Source organism: Gemmobacter nanjingensis (genome assembly GCF_014652195.1).
Classification (GTDB): Bacteria; Pseudomonadota; Alphaproteobacteria; order Rhodobacterales; family Rhodobacteraceae; genus Gemmobacter; species Gemmobacter caeni.
Genome location: NZ_BMYI01000001.1, coordinates 754,587 through 777,741, shown reverse-complemented (window position 1 = coordinate 777,741; position 23,155 = coordinate 754,587). Strand labels below are relative to the sequence as shown.

Annotated in this window: 27 protein-coding genes; 9 read left to right on the top strand and 18 right to left on the bottom strand. The window is 65.0% G+C overall.

Translation table 11 applies throughout. The features are described from left to right. Positions 1-3: 3 nt before the first annotated feature. The 4 genes from IE126_RS04070 to argH all read right to left on the bottom strand — a co-directional run bounded on the left by IE126_RS04070 (position 4) and on the right by argH (position 2,146). A complete protein-coding gene (locus IE126_RS04070; protein ID WP_054300738.1) occupies positions 4-285 on the bottom strand; it encodes a DUF2834 domain-containing protein in 282 nt (93 codons plus the stop codon). After that, positions 285-503 (bottom strand): hypothetical protein, encoded by a 219-nt coding sequence (locus tag IE126_RS04065; RefSeq protein ID WP_189380237.1) that lies wholly within the window; start codon positions 501-503, stop codon positions 285-287. The genes IE126_RS04070 and IE126_RS04065 overlap by 1 nt, the downstream gene beginning before the upstream one ends. Further along, positions 503-655, bottom strand: a complete 153-nt coding sequence (locus tag IE126_RS04060) for an argininosuccinate lyase (RefSeq protein ID WP_108128149.1) — start codon at positions 653-655, stop codon at positions 503-505. The genes IE126_RS04065 and IE126_RS04060 overlap by 1 nt, the downstream gene beginning before the upstream one ends. A 66-nt stretch (positions 656-721) precedes the next feature. Then, positions 722-2,146 (bottom strand): argininosuccinate lyase, encoded by a 1,425-nt coding sequence (gene argH / locus IE126_RS04055; RefSeq protein WP_054300736.1) that lies wholly within the window; start codon positions 2,144-2,146, stop codon positions 722-724. A gap of 26 nt (positions 2,147-2,172) precedes the next feature. On the opposite strand from argH, the gene IE126_RS04050 reads away from it, so the two are divergent. After that, the gene (locus IE126_RS04050; RefSeq protein WP_054300735.1) at positions 2,173-2,721 is read left to right on the top strand and encodes a TlpA family protein disulfide reductase; all 549 of its coding nucleotides are present in this window, start codon (positions 2,173-2,175) and stop codon (positions 2,719-2,721) included. On the opposite strand, the gene IE126_RS04045 is transcribed toward IE126_RS04050, so the two are convergent. Then, positions 2,702-3,244: a DUF2087 domain-containing protein gene (locus IE126_RS04045; RefSeq protein WP_189380236.1), complete on the bottom strand. Its 543-nt coding sequence runs from the start codon at positions 3,242-3,244 to the stop codon at positions 2,702-2,704. The genes IE126_RS04050 and IE126_RS04045 overlap by 20 nt on opposite strands. Positions 3,245-3,383: 139 nt before the next feature. Next, positions 3,384-3,962, bottom strand: a complete 579-nt coding sequence (locus IE126_RS04040; RefSeq protein ID WP_054300733.1) for a DNA-3-methyladenine glycosylase I — start codon at positions 3,960-3,962, stop codon at positions 3,384-3,386. Between the two features lie 85 nt (positions 3,963-4,047). Between IE126_RS04040 and IE126_RS04035 the strand changes: the two genes are divergently transcribed. The 4 genes from IE126_RS04035 (at position 4,048) to yddG (ending at position 8,105) form a co-directional block, all read left to right on the top strand. Next, positions 4,048-4,893, top strand: coding sequence for an EAL domain-containing protein (locus IE126_RS04035; protein ID WP_229825211.1), 846 nt, complete (start codon positions 4,048-4,050; stop codon positions 4,891-4,893). 135 nt (positions 4,894-5,028) lie between these two features. Then, the gene (locus IE126_RS04030) at positions 5,029-6,204 is read left to right on the top strand and encodes an acetyl-CoA C-acetyltransferase (RefSeq protein ID WP_054300732.1); all 1,176 of its coding nucleotides are present in this window, start codon (positions 5,029-5,031) and stop codon (positions 6,202-6,204) included. A 169-nt stretch (positions 6,205-6,373) separates the two neighbouring features. Further along, entirely contained in the window at positions 6,374-7,099 is a 726-nt protein-coding gene (gene phbB, locus IE126_RS04025) for an acetoacetyl-CoA reductase (protein WP_054300731.1), read from the top strand. A 124-nt stretch (positions 7,100-7,223) separates the two neighbouring features. Beyond that, positions 7,224-8,105: an aromatic amino acid exporter YddG gene (gene yddG, locus IE126_RS04020; protein WP_108128150.1), complete on the top strand. Its 882-nt coding sequence runs from the start codon at positions 7,224-7,226 to the stop codon at positions 8,103-8,105. Here yddG and IE126_RS04015 read toward each other — a convergent pair. The 3 genes from IE126_RS04015 to IE126_RS04005 form a co-directional block, all read right to left on the bottom strand. Further along, positions 8,096-8,263 (bottom strand): YdcH family protein, encoded by a 168-nt coding sequence (locus IE126_RS04015; RefSeq protein ID WP_189380235.1) that lies wholly within the window; start codon positions 8,261-8,263, stop codon positions 8,096-8,098. The two genes, yddG and IE126_RS04015, sit on opposite strands and share 10 nt — an antisense overlap. Before the next feature lie 97 nt (positions 8,264-8,360). Then, on the bottom strand, positions 8,361-9,119 hold the full coding sequence (locus IE126_RS04010) for a tRNA1(Val) (adenine(37)-N6)-methyltransferase (RefSeq protein ID WP_108128151.1): 759 nt from the start codon (positions 9,117-9,119) through the stop codon (positions 8,361-8,363). Continuing rightward, on the bottom strand, positions 9,119-9,334 hold the full coding sequence (locus IE126_RS04005; protein WP_108128152.1) for a putative signal transducing protein: 216 nt from the start codon (positions 9,332-9,334) through the stop codon (positions 9,119-9,121). The genes IE126_RS04010 and IE126_RS04005 overlap by 1 nt, the downstream gene beginning before the upstream one ends. Before the next feature lie 54 nt (positions 9,335-9,388). On the opposite strand from IE126_RS04005, the gene IE126_RS04000 reads away from it, so the two are divergent. After that, a complete protein-coding gene (locus IE126_RS04000; protein ID WP_108128351.1) occupies positions 9,389-10,390 on the top strand; it encodes a polyprenyl synthetase family protein in 1,002 nt (333 codons plus the stop codon). On the opposite strand, the gene IE126_RS03995 is transcribed toward IE126_RS04000, so the two are convergent. The 4 genes from IE126_RS03995 to IE126_RS03980 form a co-directional block, all read right to left on the bottom strand. Beyond that, a complete protein-coding gene (locus tag IE126_RS03995; protein ID WP_189380350.1) occupies positions 10,366-11,262 on the bottom strand; it encodes a 4-(cytidine 5'-diphospho)-2-C-methyl-D-erythritol kinase in 897 nt (298 codons plus the stop codon). The two genes, IE126_RS04000 and IE126_RS03995, sit on opposite strands and share 25 nt — an antisense overlap. Next, complete coding sequence (locus IE126_RS03990; RefSeq protein WP_108128153.1) at positions 11,255-13,009, bottom strand: tetratricopeptide repeat protein; 1,755 nt, start codon at positions 13,007-13,009, stop codon at positions 11,255-11,257. The genes IE126_RS03995 and IE126_RS03990 overlap by 8 nt, the downstream gene beginning before the upstream one ends. 116 nt (positions 13,010-13,125) lie before the next feature. Continuing rightward, the gene (gene mprF, locus IE126_RS03985) at positions 13,126-15,720 is read right to left on the bottom strand and encodes a bifunctional lysylphosphatidylglycerol flippase/synthetase MprF (RefSeq protein WP_108128154.1); all 2,595 of its coding nucleotides are present in this window, start codon (positions 15,718-15,720) and stop codon (positions 13,126-13,128) included. Positions 15,721-15,854: 134 nt separating this feature from the next. Beyond that, positions 15,855-16,460, bottom strand: a complete 606-nt coding sequence (locus IE126_RS03980; RefSeq protein WP_108128155.1) for a TetR/AcrR family transcriptional regulator — start codon at positions 16,458-16,460, stop codon at positions 15,855-15,857. 104 nt (positions 16,461-16,564) lie between these two features. Here IE126_RS03980 and IE126_RS03975 point away from each other — a divergent pair, with 104 nt between their 5' ends. The 3 genes from IE126_RS03975 (at position 16,565) to glpX (ending at position 19,304) form a co-directional block, all read left to right on the top strand. After that, on the top strand, positions 16,565-16,855 hold the full coding sequence (locus tag IE126_RS03975) for a hypothetical protein (protein WP_108128156.1): 291 nt from the start codon (positions 16,565-16,567) through the stop codon (positions 16,853-16,855). Positions 16,856-16,922: 67 nt separating this feature from the next. Beyond that, positions 16,923-18,218: a homoserine dehydrogenase gene (locus IE126_RS03970; RefSeq protein WP_108128157.1), complete on the top strand. Its 1,296-nt coding sequence runs from the start codon at positions 16,923-16,925 to the stop codon at positions 18,216-18,218. 117 nt (positions 18,219-18,335) lie between these two features. Beyond that, a complete protein-coding gene (gene glpX / locus IE126_RS03965) occupies positions 18,336-19,304 on the top strand; it encodes a class II fructose-bisphosphatase (RefSeq protein ID WP_189380234.1) in 969 nt (322 codons plus the stop codon). A gap of 63 nt (positions 19,305-19,367) precedes the next feature. On the opposite strand, the gene IE126_RS03960 is transcribed toward glpX, so the two are convergent. From IE126_RS03960 to IE126_RS03940, 5 genes are all read right to left on the bottom strand, one after another. Continuing rightward, positions 19,368-19,778, bottom strand: a complete 411-nt coding sequence (locus IE126_RS03960) for a PaaI family thioesterase (protein WP_189380233.1) — start codon at positions 19,776-19,778, stop codon at positions 19,368-19,370. Positions 19,779-19,855: 77 nt separating this feature from the next. Further along, complete coding sequence (locus tag IE126_RS03955) at positions 19,856-20,473, bottom strand: GcrA family cell cycle regulator (RefSeq protein WP_108128159.1); 618 nt, start codon at positions 20,471-20,473, stop codon at positions 19,856-19,858. A 107-nt stretch (positions 20,474-20,580) separates the two neighbouring features. After that, positions 20,581-21,306 carry a proteasome-type protease gene (locus IE126_RS03950; protein WP_108128160.1) on the bottom strand — a complete coding sequence of 242 codons (726 nt, stop codon included), beginning with the start codon at positions 21,304-21,306 and terminating at the stop codon, positions 20,581-20,583. A 69-nt stretch (positions 21,307-21,375) separates the two neighbouring features. Then, the gene (locus IE126_RS03945; RefSeq protein WP_189380232.1) at positions 21,376-22,200 is read right to left on the bottom strand and encodes a transglutaminase family protein; all 825 of its coding nucleotides are present in this window, start codon (positions 22,198-22,200) and stop codon (positions 21,376-21,378) included. Beyond that, a complete protein-coding gene (locus IE126_RS03940) occupies positions 22,200-23,150 on the bottom strand; it encodes an alpha-E domain-containing protein (protein ID WP_108128162.1) in 951 nt (316 codons plus the stop codon). Before IE126_RS03940 ends, IE126_RS03945 begins: the two co-directional genes overlap by 1 nt. Positions 23,151-23,155: the final 5 nt, after the last annotated feature.

Sequence of the window (23,155 nt, the reverse complement as noted above, 5' to 3'; positions counted from 1 at the left end):
GGGTTACCGCACCGGCGCGGTGCGCAGAAACAGGTAGAGCGGCAGACCGCAGCCGGGGCCAAGCAGAAAGGTCACCGGCAGGGCGATCAGCGCCAGCCAGTTGCGCCGCACCCAGGTTTCCGCGATGGCCCAGAGGGCAAGCGCGATGGCGGTGATCAGCATGTCCGACGGGCCGGGTGTGAAGCGGGCGAGGGCGGCGGGCAGCCCGCCCGCCAGTAATTGTGACAGGGGAGCCACCGCGCCGGCCAGTGCCAGCGCCAGATACAGAAGGCGCAACGCCGACATCAGAGGCCGATCCCGATTCCGATGCCGCCGATCCGGGTTCCGATCCGCGCGCCATGAGGCGTGACGCCGACCCGAGCCGTTCCGACCCGCGTGCTGACAGAGGGTGTCACCGCCACGCCGGTGGGCGTGGCATGAACGTTCAGGTTGGTCTGCGGCTCCGGCACCGAGGCGGCGCAGGCGGCCAGCAGGATCAGCCCGAGAACGGCGGCTGTTCGCATCACGGGCTCACATGGGTCAGTCCGGCACGGGCGTCGCCGGACAGCGTAACCCCGGTCTGGGCCTCGGGCGCCTTCGGCGGGCCGTCGGCCCCGCAGCCTGCCAGAAGCGCGGCCAGCGCCAGCCCGATCAACCCTTTGCCTGCATTCGTCATTTTCGTCTCCAAGACTTTCCGCCGCCTGTCGCGGCACATGCGCCGCAGGCAATCAGGCGGCGAGCGTCAGCGCAACAGCCCCTGCCAGCGCGCGATCTGTTCGCGCACCTGAACCGGCGATGTTCCGCCATATGACTGCCGGGAGATCACGGAATTCTCGACCCCCAGCACCGAATATACACTTTGGTTTATACCTTCGTGAACGGATTGCATTTCGGTCATGGTCAGCTCGGGCAGGTCACAGCCCTTCTTCTCGGCCAGCGCAACCAGCGTGCCGGTCACATGATGCGCTTCGCGGAAGGGCAGGCCCAGTTCGCGCACCAGCCAGTCGGCCAGATCGGTCGCGGTGGAAAAGCCCGAGGCGGCGGCGGCACGCAGGTTTTCGGTCATCGCCTGCATGTCGCTGACCATGCCGGTCATCGCGGCCAGACCGAGCATCAGCGTGTCTGCGGCGTCAAACACCTGTTCCTTGTCCTCCTGCATGTCCTTGGAATAGGTCAATGGCAGACCCTTCATCACGGTGAACAGCGCCACCGTCGCGCCGAGGATACGCCCGAGTTTCGCGCGCAGCAGTTCCGCCGCATCTGGGTTCTTCTTCTGCGGCATGATGGACGAGCCTGTCGTCCACTTGTCCGACAGTTTGACAAAGCGGAACTGGGCCGAGGACCAGATCACCAGCTCTTCAGCAAAGCGGCTCAGGTGCATGGCGCAGATCGCCGAGGCCGACAGGAATTCCAGCGCGAAATCGCGGTCGCTGACCGAATCGAGACTGTTGGCTGTCGGCCGGTCAAAACCCAGGGCCGCCGCCGTGGCATGGCGGTCGATGGGGAAGGAGGTTCCGGCCAGCGCCGCGGCGCCCAGCGGGCATTCGTTCATCCGGCGCCGCGCGTCCTCGAACCGCGAACGGTCCCGCGCCAGCATTTCCACATAGGCCAGCATGTGGTGGCCCCAGGTCACCGGCTGCGCGGTTTGCAGATGGGTGAAGCCCGGCATGATCCAGTCGGCGCCTGCTTCGGCCTGCGACAGGAAGGCTTTCATCAGCGCAGTCACTCCGGCAATCGCCGCATCGCACTGGTCGCGGACCCAAAGCCGGAAGTCGACGGCGACCTGATCATTGCGCGACCGTGCCGTGTGCAGCCGCTTGCCGGCCTCGCCCACGATCTCGGTCAGGCGGGCCTCGACCGACATATGAATGTCTTCATGTTCGACCCTGAAGGTGAAGTTTCCGGCCTCGATCTCTGACAAGACCGTGAGCAGCCCTTCCCGGATCGCCCCGGCGTCTTTATCGGTAAGGATGCCCTGCGCCGCCAGCATCGCGGCATGGGCGCGCGAACCGGCAATATCCTGGGCGTAAAGCCGCTGGTCGAAGCCGATGGAGGCGTTGATCGCCTGCATGATGGCATCCGGCCCGCTGCTGAAGCGACCGCCCCACATGGCATTCGCCGTATCCGGGGCGTTTGCGGAAGTCTGGGTCTTGTCGTCTGCGCTCATTCTGGGCCTGCCTTTGTGGAGGGAAAATGCTGCCTGTCCGTGCCGCCGTCCTTTATACGGCCTTGCTGTTCGGTGCAAACCCGGCTGCTGCCGATATTGCCGCCGCCGATGCGCTGCGCGACGGTGACATGAAGAAGCTGAACTTCGCCGAGGCTCAGGAACTGCCCGAAATCGGGCTGGTCGGGCTGGACGACAGCCCCCGCGCATTGTCTGAGTTTCGCGGCAAGTGGACGGTGGTGAACTTCTGGGCCACATGGTGCCCGCCTTGCCGCCACGAGATGCCTTCGCTCGGAGCCTTGCAACAGGTGATGGGCGGGCCGGAGTTCGAGGTCGTGACTGTCGCCACCGGCCGCAATGCCGTTCCGGCCATCGAAGAGTTCTTCGAAGAGGCGGGTGTCACCCATCTGACCGCGCTGCGCGATCCGAAATCGGCGCTGGCCCGCAATGTCGGGATCGCGGGCCTTCCGGTGACGCTGATCCTCAACCCCGAGGGCGAGGAGGTTGGCCGCCTGATCGGCGATGCCGACTGGAACAGCGCCGAGGCGCGGGCCGTCCTTACCGCGCTGATGCGCTGAGCCGAAGCGACCGGATCATTGCCACTGCTTCGGCCGGGGGAGCCTGTTCGATCCGCCGATAACCGGTTCCGTCGGGCTGCCTGGCAATCAGGCCGCTCTGCGCCATGGTGCGGCGCAGGATGGCGGCATCTCCGAACAGGTGCAGCCGGTCCAGCAGGGATGAAAACGCGCGCTCCGTCCAGCTTTGACCCTTTGGCACCTGTGCCCAGAGCCCCCACAGCGCCAGATGCTGGGCCGAGGTCTTGGCGGGCCAGCTTTTCAGCCGCGCCTCCGCATCGAAATACCGCCGGACCTTTTCGACCGCACGCAGGTCGACCTCGGGCAGGAGCGGCGGATCGAGCCGGAGCCGGGCGGCGTCCTGGGCCCGGAAATGCTGAAAGTTCCGAAAGCCTGCACCGCGCGCCAGCATGTTCAGCAAGGTCAGATGGCCTGGCTGGCCCTCATGTCCGGCGAGCTCCGCGCCAAGACGGCGCGCGAGCACAGAGATGTCTTCTGCCCGATAGGGCAGGGAAAGGCGTGTCATGGCACCCTCATGTCTGGCCCGGAACGGCGCGGGTCACCCTTGGCGGCCGGGCATGGGGAAACCATGGCTGGCGGGACGGCAGGTTTAGCTGGCCTTTCGGCTGGTGACGCCTGGGTGAACTGCGGACCCTGCACAAAGTCTAGCGCGGCGGTATTCCGGCGGCAAGCCGGCCATGACAGGGGCAGGTGACCATGTGGTCGTTCACCATGCCGGTTGCCTGCATGAAGGCGTAGACGATGGTCGGGCCGCAGAACTTGAACCCTTCGGCCTTCAGCGCTTTCGACATGGCCCGCGATTCGGGCGTCTCGGTCGGCACTTCGGCCATGCTGGAGAAGCGGTTCACGATGGGGTTGCCGCCGACGAAGCGCCACAGGAAGGGCGAAAACCCCTCGCGTTCCTCGATGCGCAGCCAGGCGCGGGCGCCTGCAATGGTGCCCTCGATCTTGCCGCGATGGCGCACGATGCCCGGATCGGCCAGAAGGCGCAGCACCTCGGGCTCACCCCAGCCTGCGATGACCTCCGGGCGGAAACCTTCAAAGGCGGCGCGAAAGGTCTCGCGCTTGCGCAGAATGGTGATCCAGCTCAGCCCGGCCTGAAACCCGTCGAGGATCAGCTTTTCGAACAGGGCGCGGCTGTCGTGTTCGGGCACCCCCCATTCGGTATCGTGATACGCGACATAAAGCGGCTCGGTGCCGCACCAGGTGCATCTGCCTTCCATGACAAACTCCGCAAAATTAGAACTAAATGTGAACTTTCATCCGGTCTTTACCTTTGGCCACGCAATCTGTCGAGCGGAAGCAAGCATGGGGGTGGTGATGGAGTTCCGGCAGCCAGGCGGTGCCAAACCGAAAGGGCCATTGTCCGATCCGCTCAGCTTTGCGATATCCGAACTGGACCGGCAGACCATGACCATGGTGGAGGAGGCGCTGCGCGATGGCCGGGTGCGGCTGGCTTTCCAGCCCGTCGTGATCGCGGCGGATACCCGGAAAATCGCCTTCCACGAAGGGCTGATCCGCCTGCTGGACCCTGCCGGGCGGGTGATCCCGGCGCGGGAGTTCATGGGCGCCGTCGAAACGCAGGAGCTTGGGCGACAGATTGATTGTGCCGCGCTGGATCTGGGGTTGCGGACGCTGGCGCGCCATACGGATATCCGTCTGTCAGTCAACATGTCGGCCCGCTCCATCGGCTATCCCCGCTGGATGCGCATTCTCAAACGCGGGTTGCGGCAATCCCCGACCATAGGGGAAAGGCTGATCCTCGAAATCACCGAAAGCTCGGCGATTGCGGTGCCGGAAACCGTGACGGCCTTCATGGATGATCTGCAACGTGAGGGCATTGCCTTCGCGCTCGACGATTTCGGGGCGGGCTATACCGCCTTCCGCTACTTCAAGGAGTTCTTCTTTGACATCCTGAAGATTGATGGCCAGTTCATCCGCAACATCCATACAGACCGCGACAATCAGGCGCTGACCCGGGCGCTGATCTCCATCGCACGTCAGTTTGAGATGTTTACCGTGGCCGAGGCGGTGGAAACCGTGGAAGAGGCGCAGTTTCTGCAAACTCTGGGCATTGACTGTATGCAGGGCTACCTTTTCGGGGCGCCGACGCTGAAGCCCGCTTTCTTGCCCGAGGATCGCAAGCTTGCCTGACATCTGCGACGAATCGCCAAAATTGGCACGTCGCCGCGCAATCTTCTTGCTCAGCGCCCGAAACTTGCTTACCCCATGCTGCAAGGCGGCAGAGGAGCCCCTCCGCCGCATCGGCCAAGGGAGAGGACTACAGCCATGACGAATGTCGTTATCGTTTCTGCCGGGCGGACTGCCGTCGGCAGCTTCAACGGGTCTTTTGCCAATACGCCGGCGCATGAGCTGGGCGCTTCGGTGATTGAGGGCGTGGTGGCCCGTGCCGGGATCGACAAATCCGAAGTTTCCGAGACCATTCTGGGCCAGGTGCTGACCGCCGGTCAGGGCCAGAACCCGGCCCGTCAGGCGCATATCCTGGCTGGGCTGCCGCAGGAAAGCTCTGCCTGGAGCCTCAATCAGGTTTGCGGGTCCGGCCTGCGCGCAGTCGCGCTGGGCGCGCAGCATGTGCAGCTTGGCGATGCCAGCATCGTCGTGGCAGGCGGTCAGGAAAACATGTCGCTGTCGCCCCACGTCGCGCATCTGCGGGCGGGTCACAAGATGGGTGACATGAAGTTCATCGATTCGATGATCAAGGACGGGCTGTGGGATGCCTTCAATGGCTATCACATGGGGCAGACGGCAGAGAATGTCGCGAACCAGTGGCAGATCAGCCGCGACATGCAGGACGAATTTGCTCTGGCCAGCCAGAACAAGGCCGAAGCGGCACAGAAAGCCGGCCGCTTCAAGGACGAGATCATTCCCTTCACGATCAAGGGTCGCAAGGGCGACATCGTGGTGGATGCCGATGAATATATCCGTCACGGCGCGACCATGGATGCGATGCAGAAGCTGAAACCGGCCTTCGTGAAAGACGGCTCGGTTACCGCGGCCAATGCCTCGGGTATCAATGATGGTGCGGCGGCGGTGCTGTTGATGTCGGCGGACGAAGCCGCGAAGCGTGGTCTGAAGCCGCTGGCGCGCATCGCTTCCTACGCGACGGCGGGTCTGGACCCGGCGATCATGGGCGTCGGCCCGATCTATGCCAGCCGCAAGGCGCTGGAAAAGGCGGGCTGGAAAGCTGCGGACCTCGATCTGGTCGAAGCGAACGAGGCGTTTGCGGCTCAGGCTTGCGCGGTGAACAAGGACATGGGCTGGGACCCGTCGATCGTGAACGTGAACGGCGGTGCCATTGCCATCGGTCACCCGATTGGCGCTTCGGGCTGCCGCATCCTGAACACACTGCTGTTCGAAATGCAGCGCCGGGACGCGAAAAAGGGCCTTGCCACGCTTTGCATCGGGGGCGGCATGGGCGTCGCCATGTGCCTTGAGCGCGTCTGAATATTTCAGACTTTAAAAACTTCCGGCGGCGCACTGGCAACAGTGCGCCGCTTGCCTTTTGATCCTTTGCGAAATTTTGCTGCGATTGCAAAAAAACTTTTGCAACATTGTTGCGAAGGCGCGCTCTGTCCGATAGCAAGATTCCAAGCAGACATTTCAAGGAGGAATCATGTCGAAAGTTGCTCTGGTCACCGGCGGGTCGCGCGGCATCGGTGCGGCGATCTCGGTCGCGCTGAAGAATGCGGGCTATTCCGTTGCGGCGAATTACGCTGGCAATGACGATGCCGCCGCCGCCTTCACCAAGGAAACCGGCATTCCCACCTACAAATGGTCTGTCGCCGATTACGATGCCTGCGCGGCCGGTATCGCCAAGGTCGAGGCAGAACTGGGTCCGGTATCGGTTCTGGTGAACAATGCGGGCATCACCCGCGATGCGATGTTCCACAAGATGACCCGTGCGCAATGGCAGGAGGTGATGGATACCAACCTCACCGGCCTGTTCAACATGACCCATCCGCTGTGGTCGGGAATGCGTGACCGCAAATTCGGGCGCGTGATCAATATCTCCTCGATCAACGGGCAGAAAGGCCAGGCGGGGCAGGCGAACTATTCGGCGGCGAAGGCGGGCGATCTGGGCTTCACCAAGGCGCTGGCGCAAGAGGGCGCGCGGGCGGGCATCACCGTCAATGCAATTTGTCCGGGCTATATCGGCACCGAGATGGTCCGCGCGATTGATGAAAAGGTGCTGAACGAGCGCATCATCCCGCAGATCCCGGTCGGTCGTCTGGGCGAGCCCGAGGAAATCGCGCGCTGCGTGGTTTTCCTTGCGGCCGAGGATGCAGGCTTCATCACCGGCGCGACCATCAGCGCCAATGGCGGCCAGTTCTTCGTCTGACCCGTTCACACAATCGCTCAAAGGCCCGCTTGCGCGGGCCTTTTTCTTTGCCTAGACCTGCGGTCGGACGCAAAAATCTTTGAAAGATTTTTGCAAATTTCTTGCAAGAAATTTGCGGGGGCAGATGACACAGGGCAGGGCGACCGCCATTGGATTCAGTGCAGTGCTGCTTTGGGCACTGCTTGCGCTGTTCACTATCGGTTCGGCGCCGGTGCCGCCCTTTCTGCTGAATGCGATCTGCTTCGCCATTGGCGGTGGCCTTGGATTGGTTCGCGTTCTCGCCAGCGGCGAGGGCGCGGTGCTGCGCCGTGTGCCGTGGTATGTCTATCTCTTCGGCACCATCGGGCTTTTCGGGTATCACGCCCTCTATTTCACCGCCTTCCGCATCGCGCCCTCTGCAGAAACCGGGCTGATCGCCTATCTCTGGCCACTCTTCATCGTGCTGCTGTCGGGCCTTCTGCCGGGCGAGCGTTTGCGCGCGGGGCATATCCTCGGCGCGCTGATCGCCTTCGCCGGGGCGGCGCTGATCGTTTTGGGCCGCGACGGCGGGCAGGCCAATGTGACGGGGCTTCTGCTGGCCTTCGGTTGCGCGATCACCTGGGCAGTTTATTCGGTCGCTTCACGCGCCTTCGGGCAGGTGCCGACGGCCGCGGTGGCAGTCTATTGCCTGGCAACGGCGCTGCTGTCCGCGATTGCGCATCTGGCCATCGAACAGACGGTCTGGCCCGCAACCGCGACAGGCTGGCTGTCGGTGCTGGCGCTGGGGCTTGGGCCAGTGGGGCTGGCGTTTTTCACATGGGATATCGGCATGAAAAAAGGCGACATCCAGTTGCTTGGAGTCGCCTCTTATGCTGCGCCGCTCCTCTCCACGCTGGCGCTGGTGATTGCCGGTATCGCGCCCCCATCGCTGACACTGCTTGTCTCGGCGGTTCTGATCACCGGAGGGGCTGCGCTGGCCGCGCGGTCAAGACCGGCGCGGCCCGGCGCGAAACGCGGTCAGGCGTGAGACAGCCGCTCAATCTCTTCCTTGAGCTTGAGCTTCTGCTTTTTCAGCGCCGCGATTTCGAGATCGTCACTTCCGGGGGCGCGCTGAGCGCGCTCAACTATTTCGGACAGGTGTTCGTGCTTTCTCCTCAGCTCGACAATATGCGAAGCGACGGTCATCAAAGCCTCCTGTTTTGTGTTCGACAGGTTGATTGCACCACGGATTCATTCGCTTGTCATCAAAATGTCACCGCTGCGGCGCGGCATTTTCGGGCAATTAGCCGAACTGCGCCGAAAGGTCGCCGCCGGTGCGCAGGATTTCGTTCGCGGCGGGGGTATAGCTTTCGCGGTCGCCCTCATGTGATGCGCCGTGATGGATGACAAAGGGGGTGAGCAGCCGGAAAGGTGCCCGCCCGCCCTTGCGGGCGCGCAGAATCAACCGGCGCGCGGCGCGGCCCTCGCGGGAAGCCAGCGGCAGAACACTGGCCGAGCCGAGCGTGCCAAGTGTCGACAGAAGGTCGGGCAGGGCATCTGCACCAGTAATCATGGTCAGCCAGCCGCCCGGGCGCAGCCGGCGCGCGGCGGTGCTGACCCATTCTCCCATAGCGACAGCCTCGACCCGCATGGCCAGCGCGCGGCCGGCGACGGGCGAGGGGGTGCCGCCAGGCGGGTAGTAGGGCGGGTTGCAGATCACATGGTCAAAGTCGCGGCGCAGATCGCGCGGCATGTCGCGCAGGTCGCCTTCTGCCACCTCCAGCGCGATGCCGTTGCGGGCGGCGTTGCGGCGGGCAAGATCCGCATAATCGGCTTGCAATTCCAGCCCGGCAAGACGCAGGCCCGGCACACGCCAGCCCAGACATAAGGAGGCAGCCCCGGCACCGCAGCCAAGATCCAGCACGCTCTGCCCCGCCTCTGCCGGACAGGCGGCGGCGAGCAGCACCGGATCTGTCGCCGCGCGATAGCCTTTCAGCGGCTGCCACAATCGCAGCTTTCCGCACAGAAACTTGTCATCACTGAGGTCCGCGTCGGAAAACATCAGCGCCCCGGGTCGATCTCATTGTCACGCAACACGGCGCGCGCGATGAAAAGGTCACGGTCCGCCACCATCAGCCGCTGCGGCAGAATGCCAAGGCTTCCATCAAGGATGCTCATGTGGACGTCGAGCGGAAACACCGCTATACCCTCGCCCTCAAGAAGGGTCGTGGCGAAGGCGATGACGGTCGGGTCTGTGCTGCGCAGGATTTCCTTCATGTCGCAGCAATGTCGGCAAAAGGCGCGCTTGTCGAGGGGATGAACGGGGGCGATATGGGGTTGGACGAGGCTGCACAGAAACCGCATGATCGCCTTGGCGAATGGCTGGCCGCCGATATGGAGGCGGTGAACGCCATGATCCGCGCCCGAATGGCATCGGAACATGCGCCGCGCATTCCCGAGGTCACCGCGCATCTGGTGGAGGCCGGAGGCAAGCGGTTACGTCCGATGTTGACGCTGGCGGCGGCGCGGCTGTGTGGCTATGACGGCCCGTTCCACATCCATCTGGCGGCGACGGTGGAATTCATCCACACCGCCACCCTGTTGCATGACGATGTGGTGGATGAAAGCACCCAGCGGCGCGGGCGTCCGACGGCCAACCTGCTGTGGGATAACAAATCCTCGGTTCTGGTCGGCGATTACCTGTTCGCCCGCAGCTTTCAGTTGATGACCGAGACGGGCTCGCTGCGGGTGATGGAGATTCTGTCCAACGCCAGCGCCACGATTGCCGAAGGCGAGGTGCTGCAACTGACGGCGGCGCAGGATCTTGCGACGACGGAAAGCATTTATCTGCAAGTCGTGCGCGGCAAGACGGCGGCGCTGTTTTCTGCCGCGACCGAGGTGGGTGGCGTCATCGCAGGAGCTTCGGCTGAACAGGTGCAGGCGCTTTATACCTATGGGGATGCGCTTGGCATTGCCTTCCAGATTGCTGACGACCTGCTGGATTATGGCGGCACCTCTGCCGCCATCGGCAAGAATGTGGGTGATGATTTTCGCGAGCGCAAGCTGACCCTGCCGGTGATCAAGGCCGTGGCGCAGGCCGATGCGGCAGAGCTTGCCTTCTGGGAGCGCACGATAGCAAAGGGCCGTCAGGAAGACGGTGATCTGGAGCAGGCGCTGGCCATCATGGCCCGTCATGGCGCGATGGAAGCGGCGCGCGACGATGCGCTGGCCTGGGCCGCAAAGGCGCGGGCCGCCATCGACACGCTGCCCGACCATCCGCTGCGCGGCATGCTGTCGGATCTCGCTGCCTATGTGGTCGCGCGGATCAACTGAGCCATATCGGCCCGTCCCGGATAGATCAGGCCCGACGCGACCCACCACTCGGGCTGGTCTGCTGCCAGAGCCTCGGACGCCGCAATCGCCTCGGCCTCCTTCGCGAACAGTGCGAAACAGGTGGCGCCCGATCCTGACATGCGCGCGAACAGCGCACCGGGCAGGGCCGCCAGCGCGCTGACCACATCGCCGATCACCGGGGCAATGGTCCGGGCGGGGGCCTCCAGATCATTGCGGGTCTCGCGCAGCCAATCCGCCAGCGCGGCGGCGTCGATCCATCCCGGCAAAGCCTCGGGCAGAAACGGGTTTTCCTTATGTGGCGGCAGGGCCTTGAAAACCGCAGGCGTCGGCACCTCGACGCGCGGATTGGCCAGAACCACATGCACTTCGGGCAGCGGCGGCAGCCAGTCCAGCTTCTCTCCGATGCCGCGCATCCGGGCAGGATGCGAGGCAAGACAGACCGGCACATCTGCCCCGAGCGCGGCCACCGCATCGGCCTGCGCCTGTGCCATGGCCGGCATTCGCCCTGCCATGGCCTGAAGCCGCAGCAGCACGCGGATGGCCGCCGCCGCATCAGCCGACCCGCCGCCAATCCCGCTGGCCGGGGGCAGGCGCTTGTCCAGCACCAGTTCGGCACCCATGTCGCCCGCAACCAGCCGTGCCGCGCGCAGGACCAGATTATCGTCACCGGCAGGCACGCCCGCTGCAAAAGGCCCCGTGATCCGCAGGCTCAGCCCGTCCGCCGGGGTCGCGCGCAGCCCGTCGCCGATCCCGGCGAAGACAACCAGACTGTCCAGCAGGTGATAACCGTCTGCCCGCTGTCCGGTGACATGCAGGCAGAGGTTGATCTTGGCATGAGCGAATTCAGTGATCGTTTTCGGCAGCATCGACCTTGCCCAGCGGGGCGGCGCCTTCATCGGCAAGCACGCGGTCCAGCCCGATTTCCAGCTTGCGGCGAATGCGCTTCGCCTCTTTTTCGTCGGGGTCGAACGACAGGGCGCGGCGCCACTGGAATTGCGCTTCCAGCTTGCGACCGACCGCCCAATAGACATCGCCCAGATGGTCGGTCACGATCGGGTCCACCGGCTCCATCAGCGAGGCGGCTTCCATCGGCTCGACCGCCTCGTCATAGCGGCCAAGGCGGAAATAGGCCCAGGCCAGGCTGTCAGTGATATACCCGCTGTCGGGTTGCGCGGCGACGGCGCGCTTGATCAGGTCCAGCGCCTCGTCGAGGTTCTTGTTCAGTTCAAGAAAGCTGTAGCCGAGGTAATTGAGCACCTGCGGCTGATCGGGGCTCAGTTCCAGCGCCTTGCGCAGATCGGCCTCGGCCTGATCCCAGCGTTTCTGGCGCTCGTGACAGATGCCGCGGCTGAAGAACAGCGGCCAGTCGCGGGCGGTCGGGGTGCCGACCAGCGCGATGGCGGCGTCATAGCCCTTGGTCGCATCCTCGAACCGATCCTCGCGACGCAGCAGGTCGGCATAGGCGATCTGCACGCTGAGAAGCTTCGGATAGGTACGGGCAAGGTTCTGGAGCACCTCCAGCGCGGCATCGGTGCGGTCACTGGCCAGCAGGGTGTCGGCCCGGCCCAGTTCAGCCATATAGAATTCCGGCGCGGTGTTCGGAACCAGCGCAAAGGTTGCGGCGGCCATATCATGCTGGCCTTCCGCATTCAGCAGGCTCGCCGACATCAGCACCGCCTCGGTGTGATCGGGGCGCAGCCAGGCAGCCGTGCGGGCATAGATCAGGGTATAGCTGTTGTCCGCCTCACCATTCAGCGCCACGGCCATGGTGTAGAAGGCCTCGGCCACGCCTTCGGCAGGGTTGGTTGCGATGGCATAGGGCACAGGCTCGCCCGCATCCAGACGTGCGCGCATCTCATCGACCGCCGGATCTTGCCCCTGCGCGAAAGCGCCGTCCAGAAGCGCGACGGCATCGGCATTGCGTTCCAATTGGCTGAGGATTTGGGCATGACCGAGCAAAGCGCGGCGCACGGTTTTCAGGGGGGCGAGGGCAGGGTCCGACAGGATCTTGTCTGCCCCTTCGAAATCACCGACCGATGCCAGCGCCAGCGCCTTGTGATAGCGCGCGAAGAGGGCGGCACCTTTTGCCTCGGCGGCCTTGTCGAAGGCAGCCAATGCCTCGGTCATCCGGCCCTGACCGGCCTCGGACCAGGCGCCGACCAGCTGGTCGAACAGCGTATTGGTGCTTTGCCCCTTGGCAATAGCCGCTACGATGGCGGCGTAATCTCCGCGTTTGGCCTCGTCGGCCAGCAGGGCGAGGCTGGCGAACTGGCTTTTGCCCCCCAGATCGACAAGCTGTTGGCCATAGCGCGCCGCAGCCTCGAAATCACCCGAACCCATGGTGGCGACGATGGCGCCATTCAGCATATCGGTGTTCTGCGGGTCCTTCGCGAGCGCGCGGGCAAACCAGCCTGCCGCCTCGGCGTAATTGCTGTCCGTGGCGGCGACACGGGCGGCCAGATAGGCGCCGGCATCCACCGGCTGTTCCGGGGCGGATGCGGTCTCGGTCGTTTGCGCGGGGGCTGTCTCGGCCCGTGCCAGCGGCGCGCCCGCAAGGGCGGCAAGGGCAAGGACGAGGGCGGTAGGTCCGAGGCGCATTCAAATCTCCGCTGACTGGCCGATGCGCCAGATTAGGCTGCGCTTGGGCACAGCGCAATGCGCCGGGGGCCGCGCAGGGGCGTTGATGGCGTGAAGTCGCGCAGATGTTATTTCAATCACTTGCGCAACAGCCCGCGCGCCCCGCCTGCGATCAGCAGGGCAACATCGGTCATCGCCCGTGTGGGTGAAAGTCCGGGTGGTACGGCGATATAGCGCGGCTGCCAGTCCGGGTGGAACTTCTGCTTGAAGGCACGCAGACCCGCGAAATTGTAAAAAGCCCCGCCATGGCGATAGATCAGCCGCCCGAAACGGTTCCACAGCCGCCCGACCGACCGCTCCGACAGGCCCGCCAGCGGCGCGACACCAAGGCTGAATTCGGTCGCGCCCAGATCGCGGTAATGTTCCATCAGCGTCAGGAACAGGAACTCCATCATGCCTGAAGCCTCATCGGGCAGATAGCGCATGAGGTCCACCGACACCCGCCGCCCGTCACCCGGAGCCAGCACATTGGCGAAGGCGAGGATCGGCCCGTCTGCCGCGCGCCGCACCACGGCGATCGGAAAGCGGGCCAGATAGGACGGCTCGAACCGTCCGACGGAAAAGCCCTTTTCGCGTGCGGTCTTGCCGCCGAGCCAGGCCTCCGACACCGTGGCCAGTTCCGCGAGCAGCGCGGCGTCATGCGGCGGTGTCAGAAGCTCCATCCGCAGGCCGTCACGCTCCTGCCGGTTGTGGGTGGCGCGCAGGGATTTGAAGGCGGCGCCCGACAGGCTGAAATTCTGCAACGGGATGACGGCCTCTTCGCCGACCTTGTGGAGCGCCATGCCCAGATCGACATAGACCGGCAGATGCTGCGGCCCGACTTCGTAGAACATCGGACGGCAATTGGCGCGCTGCGCCTGGTCGATGAAGGCCCAGCAAAGGTCAGGCACCTCCTCCGGGCGGCCGACGGGATCGCTCAGCGCGACCCAGGTCGAGCCTTGCACGCCGTACATGATGAAGGCGCCACCGGCATCCGAGAACAGAAAACGCTTGTCACCCGACAGGCCGATACAGCCCTGCGGATCGCCCGCCGCCGCCACGATGGCCGCTGCGCGCTCCAGCACGCCGGGATCTTGCGCGCGTACCGGACGGCTGCGCACCGGGCGCAGCGCCAGATAAATGCCGAAAAACAGCAGGATGGCCGAGGCGACCAGCCCGGCCCGCAACGCGCGGGGCGTATTGGCGCCATGGGCGATTTCGGTCCACAGATCGTTGGAATAGGGCGTGGTGCGGTGGACGAAGAAAAAGAACACCGCCGCCGCCAGCACGACCCCCAGAACCAGTGCGAACCATGCCGGGCTGAATACACCCTCGGTCAGCTTGGCCTTACGGTGGAAGGCTCCCCGGAACGGCAACAGCAGCAGCAGGCCCGCCCCCAGCAGCAGCGCGCTGTCCACATCAAACCCGTTCAGCAGCGAGGCAACCAGGCCGCCCGCCAGCACTGCCTGTGTCAGCCAGAACGCGGCCTCCACCCTCCGGGCCAGACCGTGCGACAGGATCAGCAGCAGCACCCCGGCCACAGCGGAGGCCAGCGTGCCGCCTTCGATCAGCAGGGCCGCGATGACGTCGCGGTCCGCCATCGCATCCCCCCGGACCGACGGGATCAGCGAGGCCATCAGCAGATAGACCCCGAAGCCGAAGGTCACCAGCCCCACCAGCGAGGGCACCACGCCGCCCAGAGCCTCGGTCACGGGGCGGCTTTGCGCGGGCAGGCGCCCCATCAGCCGGGTGATGAACCCGCCCGCCATCCGCGCCTCGTTGACCGAAACGATGACGAAGCCCAGCACGAAGGGCAGGATGTAATAGATCATTCGGAACATCAGCAGCGCGGCGGCAGCCTCACTGACGGGCACTTCCGGAGGCAGGGTGCCGATGACCACGGTTTCAAACACACCGACGCCGCCGGGCACGTGGCTCAGAATGCCGATCATCATGGCGATGGCGTAGATCGCCACGAAGGATGCAAAATCGGGGGTGCCGGCGGGCATCAGCACCCAGAGCGTATAGGCCGCTGCCACCACGTCGATCAGCGTCACCGCAAGCTGCCCGGCCAGACTGCGCGGCGGCGGCAGGCGCAGGTCGAACCGCCAGACCTTCAGGGAGCGGTTGCCCCAGGAAATGAACACGATCACCGCGACCGAGATCACCAGAACCGCCAGCGAGCCCCAGCGTACCAGGCCGGGGGACAGCGGCAGCACGTCCGAGGCCGCCATCGGATGCACCGCCAGCGCGGCCAGGCCGATCAGGGTCAGGCCGGTGCCGAGCGCCATGGCGATATAGGCTGAAACCGCCGCCACCTCGAAGGCATTCAGCCCGAAGGCGGAATAGATGCGATAGCGCACCGCCCCGCCGGAAACGATGCTGACGCCGATGGTATTGCCGAAGGCATAGCCCAGAAAACCGCCCAGCCCCACGACCCGCCACGGCAGCCGGTGTCCGATGAAATGCAGCGCGAAGACATCATAACCCACCAGCGCCGCATAGCCGACCGCTGTTGCCAGAACCGCGCCGATCAGGCTGTGCCACGGTGTTGCACGGATATGTGCCATCACATCCGCCGGATCGACCGGCCGCAGCAGGTGATACAGCGCATAAAGACCCAGCCCGAACAACCCGATACCCAGCAGGATCGGAAAGCTTCGGCGCAGGAAAGTGAGAGTGGATGAGATCATCTTGAAAATGCAGCCTGTCGCGGTCTTCCGGCCCCGTTTCAGCTAGGCCATCACCGTGCGCGTGTAAACACTGACGGGAGGATTGTGCCGTGGCGGAGCGGCCGCTGTGGCAGAGCGCCGCGCATCGGGGGCATTCAGCGGGTCGGCAAGGGGGAGGCTCCGACCGCATTCAGTGCCATGGCGGCATAGATCGCCTCGACCTCGGCGCGACCAAGGCGACCGCCCTCGCGATACCAGTTCGTCACCCCGGTCAGCATGGCAATCAGCGCCAGCGTGGCAAGCTTGGTGTCGGGCACCGCAAAGACCCCGGCGGCGCGGCCATCGCGCAGGATCGCCTCAAGCGTATTCTCGTAGCGGCGTCGCAGGGCTTCGATGGCGGTGAAATTGGCAGGCTCCAGATTGCGCAATTCCATGTAGGCAACGAAAACCGCGTCGGGCCGGTCGATGTGATAGCCGATATGGAACCGGGCGAACTGATCCAGCCGGGCCTCGGGGCCGTTGACAGGGGGCAGGGCGGCGCAGGCGGCCAGCAGACCGTCCAGATGGTCGCGCATCAGATCGGCCAGCAGGCTTTGCTTGTCGGGCGTGTACAGATACAGCGCCCCGGCCTGCACACCGACCTCGGCTGCGATCTGCCGCATGGAAACGGCGGCATAGCCGTGCCGGGCGAACAGGTGTTCAGCCGCCGCGCGGATGCGGGGGCCGGTGATTTCGGAGTGTGAGCCGGTCTTGCGTGCCATGTGTCCATGCTATCTGAACGCATGTTCAGTTCAAGCCCGCCCTTTCCGGGCCGCGGCTCTGGCTTGCCGAAAGGCCCGGCCTCCCTGTAAGGATAGGCGGCACGATGCCAGCGCCGGACCTGCCGATGAATGCTTTCCGCCCCTTCCTTCTTGCGCCGCTGGCCCTTGCGGCCTGCACGGCCATGCCGGAACTGGCGCCGCCTGCCGCCCCTGCGGGACCGGCCCCCGCGCTTCAGCCGATTGATACGCTGCTGGCAGAGGCGCAGCTTGATGCCGTGCCGGTCAACGCGGCGGATGGTCTGGCGGGTCGGGCCGCCGCGCTGCAGTCCCGTGCGGCTGCCCTGCGCGCGCTGCGTCTGACGACGCCGGAGCCGACCCCGGCAACAGACGGCTGACGCCAGCCCGATTGCGCAGGGCGGTTGAACGGGCTAACAGACGGACAGACAAATCACGGAGCATATTATGGTTCAGCCCCTGCGTCTCGGGCTCGCCGGTCTTGGAACCGTCGGCATCGGAGTGGTGAAGATCGTTCAGCAACATGCCGATCTGATCACTGCGCGCACTGGCCGCCCCGTGGTGATTACCGCCGTTTCGGCGCGGGACCGCACGAAGAACCGCGATGCCGATCTTTCGGCCTATGCCTGGGAAACCGATCCGGTTGCTCTTGCGCAGCGCGAAGATGTCGACGTGTTCGTCGAGGTGATGGGCGGGCATGAGGGCGCGGCGAAAGCTGCGACCGAGGCCGCCATCGCAGCGGGCAAGGATGTTGTGACCGCGAACAAGGCGCTGCTGGCGCATCACGGGCAGACACTGGCCGAAGCGGCCGAGGCCGCGGGCCGGGTGATCCGGTTTGAGGCGGCGGTGGCGGGGGGGATCCCCGTCATCAAGGCGCTGACCGAAGGTCTGGCTGGCAACCGTATCACCCGTGTCATGGGCGTTATGAACGGCACCTGCAACTATATCCTGACCCGGATGCAGAACGCAGGCCTGCCCTATGAAACCGTGTTCGAGGAAGCCCGCCAATTGGGCTATCTTGAGGCCGATCCGAATCTTGATGTGGGCGGGATCGATGCCGGACACAAGCTGTCGCTGCTGGCCGCCATCGCCTTCGGCACCCGCGTCGCCTTCGACGCGGTAGAGCTTGAAGGCATCGGCAATGTCTCGATCGAGGATATCGAACTGGCCGACGACATGGGCTATCACATCAAGCTCCTCGGCGTGGCGCAGATGTCGGGACGCGGGCTGGAACAGCGCATGACCCCGTGCCTTGTGCCTGCCGAAAGCCCCTTTGGCCAGCTGCAAGGCGGCACCAATATGGTGATGCTGGAAGGCGACAGTGTGGGCCAGATCGTGCTGCGCGGCCCCGGCGCGGGCGAGGGCCCGACCGCCAGCGCGGTGATGTCCGATGTCATCGACATCGCGCGCGGTCTGCGACTGCCGACCTTCGGGCGGCCTGCCGCCACGCTGGTTCCGGCGGTTCCGGCCAAGGCCGCGACCCCCGCGCCCTATTACCTGCGGATGACGCTGCTCGACAAACCCGGCGCCTTGGCCAAGATCGCCACCTGTCTTGGAGAGGCGGGCATCTCCATCGACCAGATGCGCCAGATCAACCAGCCGGGCGAGGAAGATGACGATGCCATCGTCATCTTCGTCACGCACAAAGCGGCCCCGGCCGATGTGGCACATGCACTCACAAGCTTTGCGCAGACCGGCGTGCTGGTTGGTCAGCCCGTCGCCATCCGCATCGAGGAACTGTAAGCGGGCAGGCCGCGCCAGTGCGTTAGCGGAACCATCCTTGCGGGCAGGGCTTGCGGCGGCTAGGACAGGGCAAAGTCTTTAACCGGCCTCCATATGGGGCAGACAATGGGGGTTTTCATGGCCGATGCGGCTCAATTTCAGGATCGGATGCTTTCCCTCGGACTCGCCCGCGTGTCCGAGGCGGCAGCACTTGCCTCGGCGACGCTAATCGGCCGGGGGAACGAGAAGGCGGCGGATCAGGCGGCCGTGAACGCGATGCGTGATCAGCTCAACCTTCTGGACATTGCCGGTGTGGTGGTGATCGGCGAGGGCGAGCGTGACGAGGCGCCGATGCTGTATATCGGCGAGGAAGTCGGCACCGGCAACGGCCCGGCTGTGGATATCGCGCTCGATCCGCTGGAAGGGACCACGCTGACCGCCAAAGACATGCCGAACGCGCTGACCGTGATCGCCATGGCGCCGCGCGGCACGTTGCTGCATGCGCCCGATGTTTACATGGAAAAGCTGGCCATCGGTCCGGGCTATGCGCCCGACACCGTGACGCTGGAGATGAGCCCGGCGGAGCGTGTTGAGGCGCTGGCCCGCGCCAAGGGCTGTGCGCCGGGCGATATCACCGTCTGCATCCTGGAGCGTCCGCGCCATGAAACGCTGATTGCCGAGGTGCGCGGCACCGGCGCGGCGATCCGGTTGATTACCGACGGCGATGTGGCGGGCGTGATCCATTGCGCCGAAAGCGACAAGACCGGCATCGACATGTATATGGGGTCGGGCGGGGCGCCGGAGGGCGTACTGGCAGCTTCGGCCCTGAAATGCATGGGTGGCCAGATCTATGGCCAGCTGCTGTTCCGCAACGATGACGAACGCGTCCGCGCCGCCAGTGCCGGGATCACCGATCTGAACCGGATTTATACCCGTGACGAGATGGTTACCGGCGATGTGATCTTTGCCGCGACCGGGGTGACCAATGGCTCGATCCTGTCGGGCATCAAGCGCGAGCCGGGCTGGGTGACGACCGAGACGCTCTTGATGCGGTCGAAAACCGGATCGGTGCGGCGGATGAGCTATCGCAGCCCTGTGAAAGCCTGAGGTTCCGAAATGTCAAAAAGGCCCCCGGTTTCGGGGGCCTTTTGCATTTTGAGTGTCGGGTTTTCACCTGTCCTCGGGCCGCAGCACCATCTGGGTCTGCGTAACCATCGCCGCCAGCTTGCCATCCTCGCGCAGGATGCGGGTCTGCCACACCATTGTCTTGCGCCCCTTGTGCAGCGGCTCGGTCACCGCGCGGGCGGTGGTGCCCAGCGGCACGGAGCGGAAGAAGCCGGTCTTGCTTTCCACTGTCACCGTCCCCTCACCCTCGCGCAGGTTGAGGAAGGTCGCCGTCCCGCCCAGGTTATCCGCTAGGCCCATGATGGCGCCGCCATGCAGAACGCCGTTCCGGTTTCCCAGAGCCTCGGTCACCTCAAGTTCTGCCTCCACCCGGTCGGGCGTGGCCGACATGATCCTCAGACCCAGCAGGCGGGCGAAGGCAGGCTGATCGGCAGCGATGGGCGGAATGTCAGACATGTGAAACTCGGGGACTGTGTTGAGAAGAAAACGCCCGCCACCTTGCGGGGCGGGCGTTCGAATTTCACAAGGCCGGGTCAGCGGCGGCGGTCGCGCCGCGCGCTCATCGGCTGGAAGGCCACGCCGACATGGGCGTCGCAATAGGGCTTGCCCGCCTGCGAGGGCAGGCCGCAGAACCAGAAATCTTCGGTCGCCGGATCACCGATCGGCCATTTGCAGGTGCGTTCGGTCAGTTCCATCAGCGTCAGCTTGCGGGCGCGCTTTTCCACCTCGCGCACCGAGGCCAGCGCCTCGGGGCTGATCTCGTTGGCCGAAGGTTGCGGCGGCAGCGGCTGGCCTGCCGGAACGATGGCCTTGCGCAGCGGGATCGGGGCCGAGGGCGCCGGAGCAGCCGCTGCCGGCTGCGGGGCAGGGCGTTCGGGCGGGGCAGGGCGCGGCGGCTCTGCCGCGCGCGGGGCCGGTTCGGGGGCCGGGCGCGGGGTTTCGACGCGCGGGGCCGGAGCCTCGACCGCGACCTCTTCCTCATCCTCTTTGCCGCCAGCGCCGCCGACACGGTTCGACAGGCCCAGACGGTGAACCTTGCCGATCACCGCGTTGCGGGTCACGCCGCCCAGCTCTTTGGCGATCTGGCTGGCGCTCTGGCCTTCAGACCACATCCTCTTGAGCGTCTCGACGCGCTCGTCAGTCCACGACATGCTGTTCTCCGGCTTGGGTCTCCCGCGGCACGGCCGGGCGCGGGGTCGGACGCTATTTTACCCTGCCACGCCGCAGATACAAGCCATGCAGATGAAGCGCGTCCGCCTCAGACCTCGATCTGGGTAAAGCCGTCGCGCAGGGCCCTGGACCAGGCCTCGCTCATGGCGCGGAACTGTTCGTCCCCGGCCTCGATCCGCCGCCGCATGCTGATCTGGCATGCATCGCGTTCGATCACGCACATATCGAGCGGCATGCCGACCGAGAGATTGGATCGCAGCGTGGAATCCATGCTCAGCAGCACCGCCTTCTGCGCATCGGCCAGCGAGGTTTCAGGCCGCACCACCCGGTCAAGGATCGGCTTGCCGTATTTGTGTTCGCCGATCTGGAGGAAGGGGGTATCCTCGGTCGCCTCGATGAAATTGCCCTCGGGGTAGATGAGGAACAGCCGCATCACGCCGCCGCGCCGCTGACCTGCAACGATCATCGAGGCAGAGGCGCTCTGGCGCATCGCGCTCATCTTCTCGTCCACCTCATTGCGGACGGAGGCCAGCATGTTGCCGACAATCTCGGCCACCTTCAGCATGGTCGGCGCTTTCAGGATCGAGGTTTCGCCGTCGGCGTCGGGTTCTTCGATGGCCTCGCGCAGGCGGGCGATGGTGGTCTGCGTGACGCTGAGGCTGCCAGCCGTCATGATGGCGATGACACGCTCGCCCGGTTCTTCGAAAGTGAACATCTTGCGATAGGTCGAGATATTGTCCAGCCCGGCATTGGTCCGGGTGTCCGACAGCAGCACCATGCCTTCATTCAGCAGAAGGCCTACGCAATAGGTCATGTTCGTTTCCGTGAGTGGCGTTTGGCGCAACACTAGGGCCGCGCCCACGCGGGCGCAACCATCGCTTTGTTATTGTTGCTCCTGTTGCTGGCTCTGCGTGCAGACGGCAACCCGCACCGCCATGGTTTCAGCGCCGGGGCCGCGCGCGATGCCGCGGATCGGCGCCGCATCCTGCGCGTCGAAGCCGGAGGCAAGCCGGATGTAGCGTTCATCCGGGCAGCAGGCATTGGCCGGATCGAAGCCGACCCATCCCAGACCGGGCAACCAGATTTCGGCCCAGGCATGGGCGGCCTCATGCGCATTGCCCCCGGCATCCGCGAAAAGATAGCCCGAGACATAGCGCGCGGGCATCCCCCGGTGCCGTGCAATGGCGATCAGGGCGTGGGCGTGATCCTGACAGACGCCTTCGCCCAGACCCAGCGCTTCGGCGGCTGTGGTATGCGCCTCGGTCACGCCGGGGCGATAGGTGATGGCCTCTGCCACCGCAGCGGAAAGCCGGTGCGCGGCATCCAGCGGGCCGTCGGCGCCTTCCGCCGACTCTGACAGATCGACCAGCGCGGTATCGACGCGGGTGGGCAGGGTGTCGCGCAGATAGACTTCGGGACGCACCGTCTCGCGATGGCCACGCAGCACGCCTGCGAGGTCCCGGGTATCGACCGTGCCGGTGACCTGCACCAGAATTTCACTGACCGGGCCGATGACGGACCAGGCGCTGACCCGGTCGCCCGCACCGTCGCGGAAGCTGCCGCCCTGAAGCCCGTCGCTGACGGTAACCTTCCAGTCCAGTACCGTCTGCCCTTCGAACACCGAAGGCGTCAGGCGATGGCTTTGCACCACACCGCGCACGGGCGCGGCATAGCGATAACAGGTGACATGATCGACGGTCAGACGCATCAGCGCAGATCCCCGCTCAGATAAGATTCATGGATGGCAGTGCCCAGTTCGGCGGAATCGCGGATGAACCGCGACAGAAACTCGTGCAGCCCCTCGTCGAAAATCGCCTCGACATTGGTGGTTTCCAGTTCGTTCAACATGGCGGTGGCCTTGCCCTGTGCAGGCATGGTGCGGCCATAGGCCTTGGCCAGCCGCGTCAGGTGGTTGTTCACGCCGGAGAGGCAGGTGATGAGCGAACGCGGGCTTTGCGGATTGAGGATCAGGAAATCCGCGATCTTGGCCGCCGTCACCTCGCCGCCATAGGCCCAGTGGAAGGCGCGATGCGCCCCCATGGCCCGCAGAAGCGTCGTCCATTGATAATTGTCGAGCCCGGACCCCACGAATTCGATGCGTGGCAGCAGGACGTAATATTTCACATCCAGCATCCGGGCGGTGTTGTCGCCGCGTTCCAGATAGTAGCCGATATTCAGGAAGTTGTAGCCGTCATTGCGCAGCAGCGTCGCGTCGATGGCGCCGCGCACCATGGCGGTGTGGCGCATCACCCATTCGGTCAGGCGGCTGAGTTCCAGCTCGCTGCGCGGGGTGCGCTCCAGTTGCCGCAACTCCTGAAAGGCGGTGTTCAGCGCGTCCCAGACCTGGCTGGTCAGCGCTGTGCGCACGATGCGGCCGTTTTCCCGCGCCGCCGTGATGCAGCTTGCCACCGAGGAGGGGTTGTCGCGGTCGAAGAACAGCCAGCTTTCAAGGTTGCGCTGTACCGGGTCACCGTATTTGTGGGAAAACCCGTTGGCCGTGCCCGAGGATTGCAGCAGGCTGTCCCATTCGTTGCGATAGCCATGGGTGGAGGGCATCAGCGTGATGCGCGACCCCACTTCCAGCAGCCGCGCCGCAATGTCGGCGCGTTCCATATAGCGGGCGATCCAGTAGAGGTTGTCTGCGGTTCTGCTCAGCATCAATG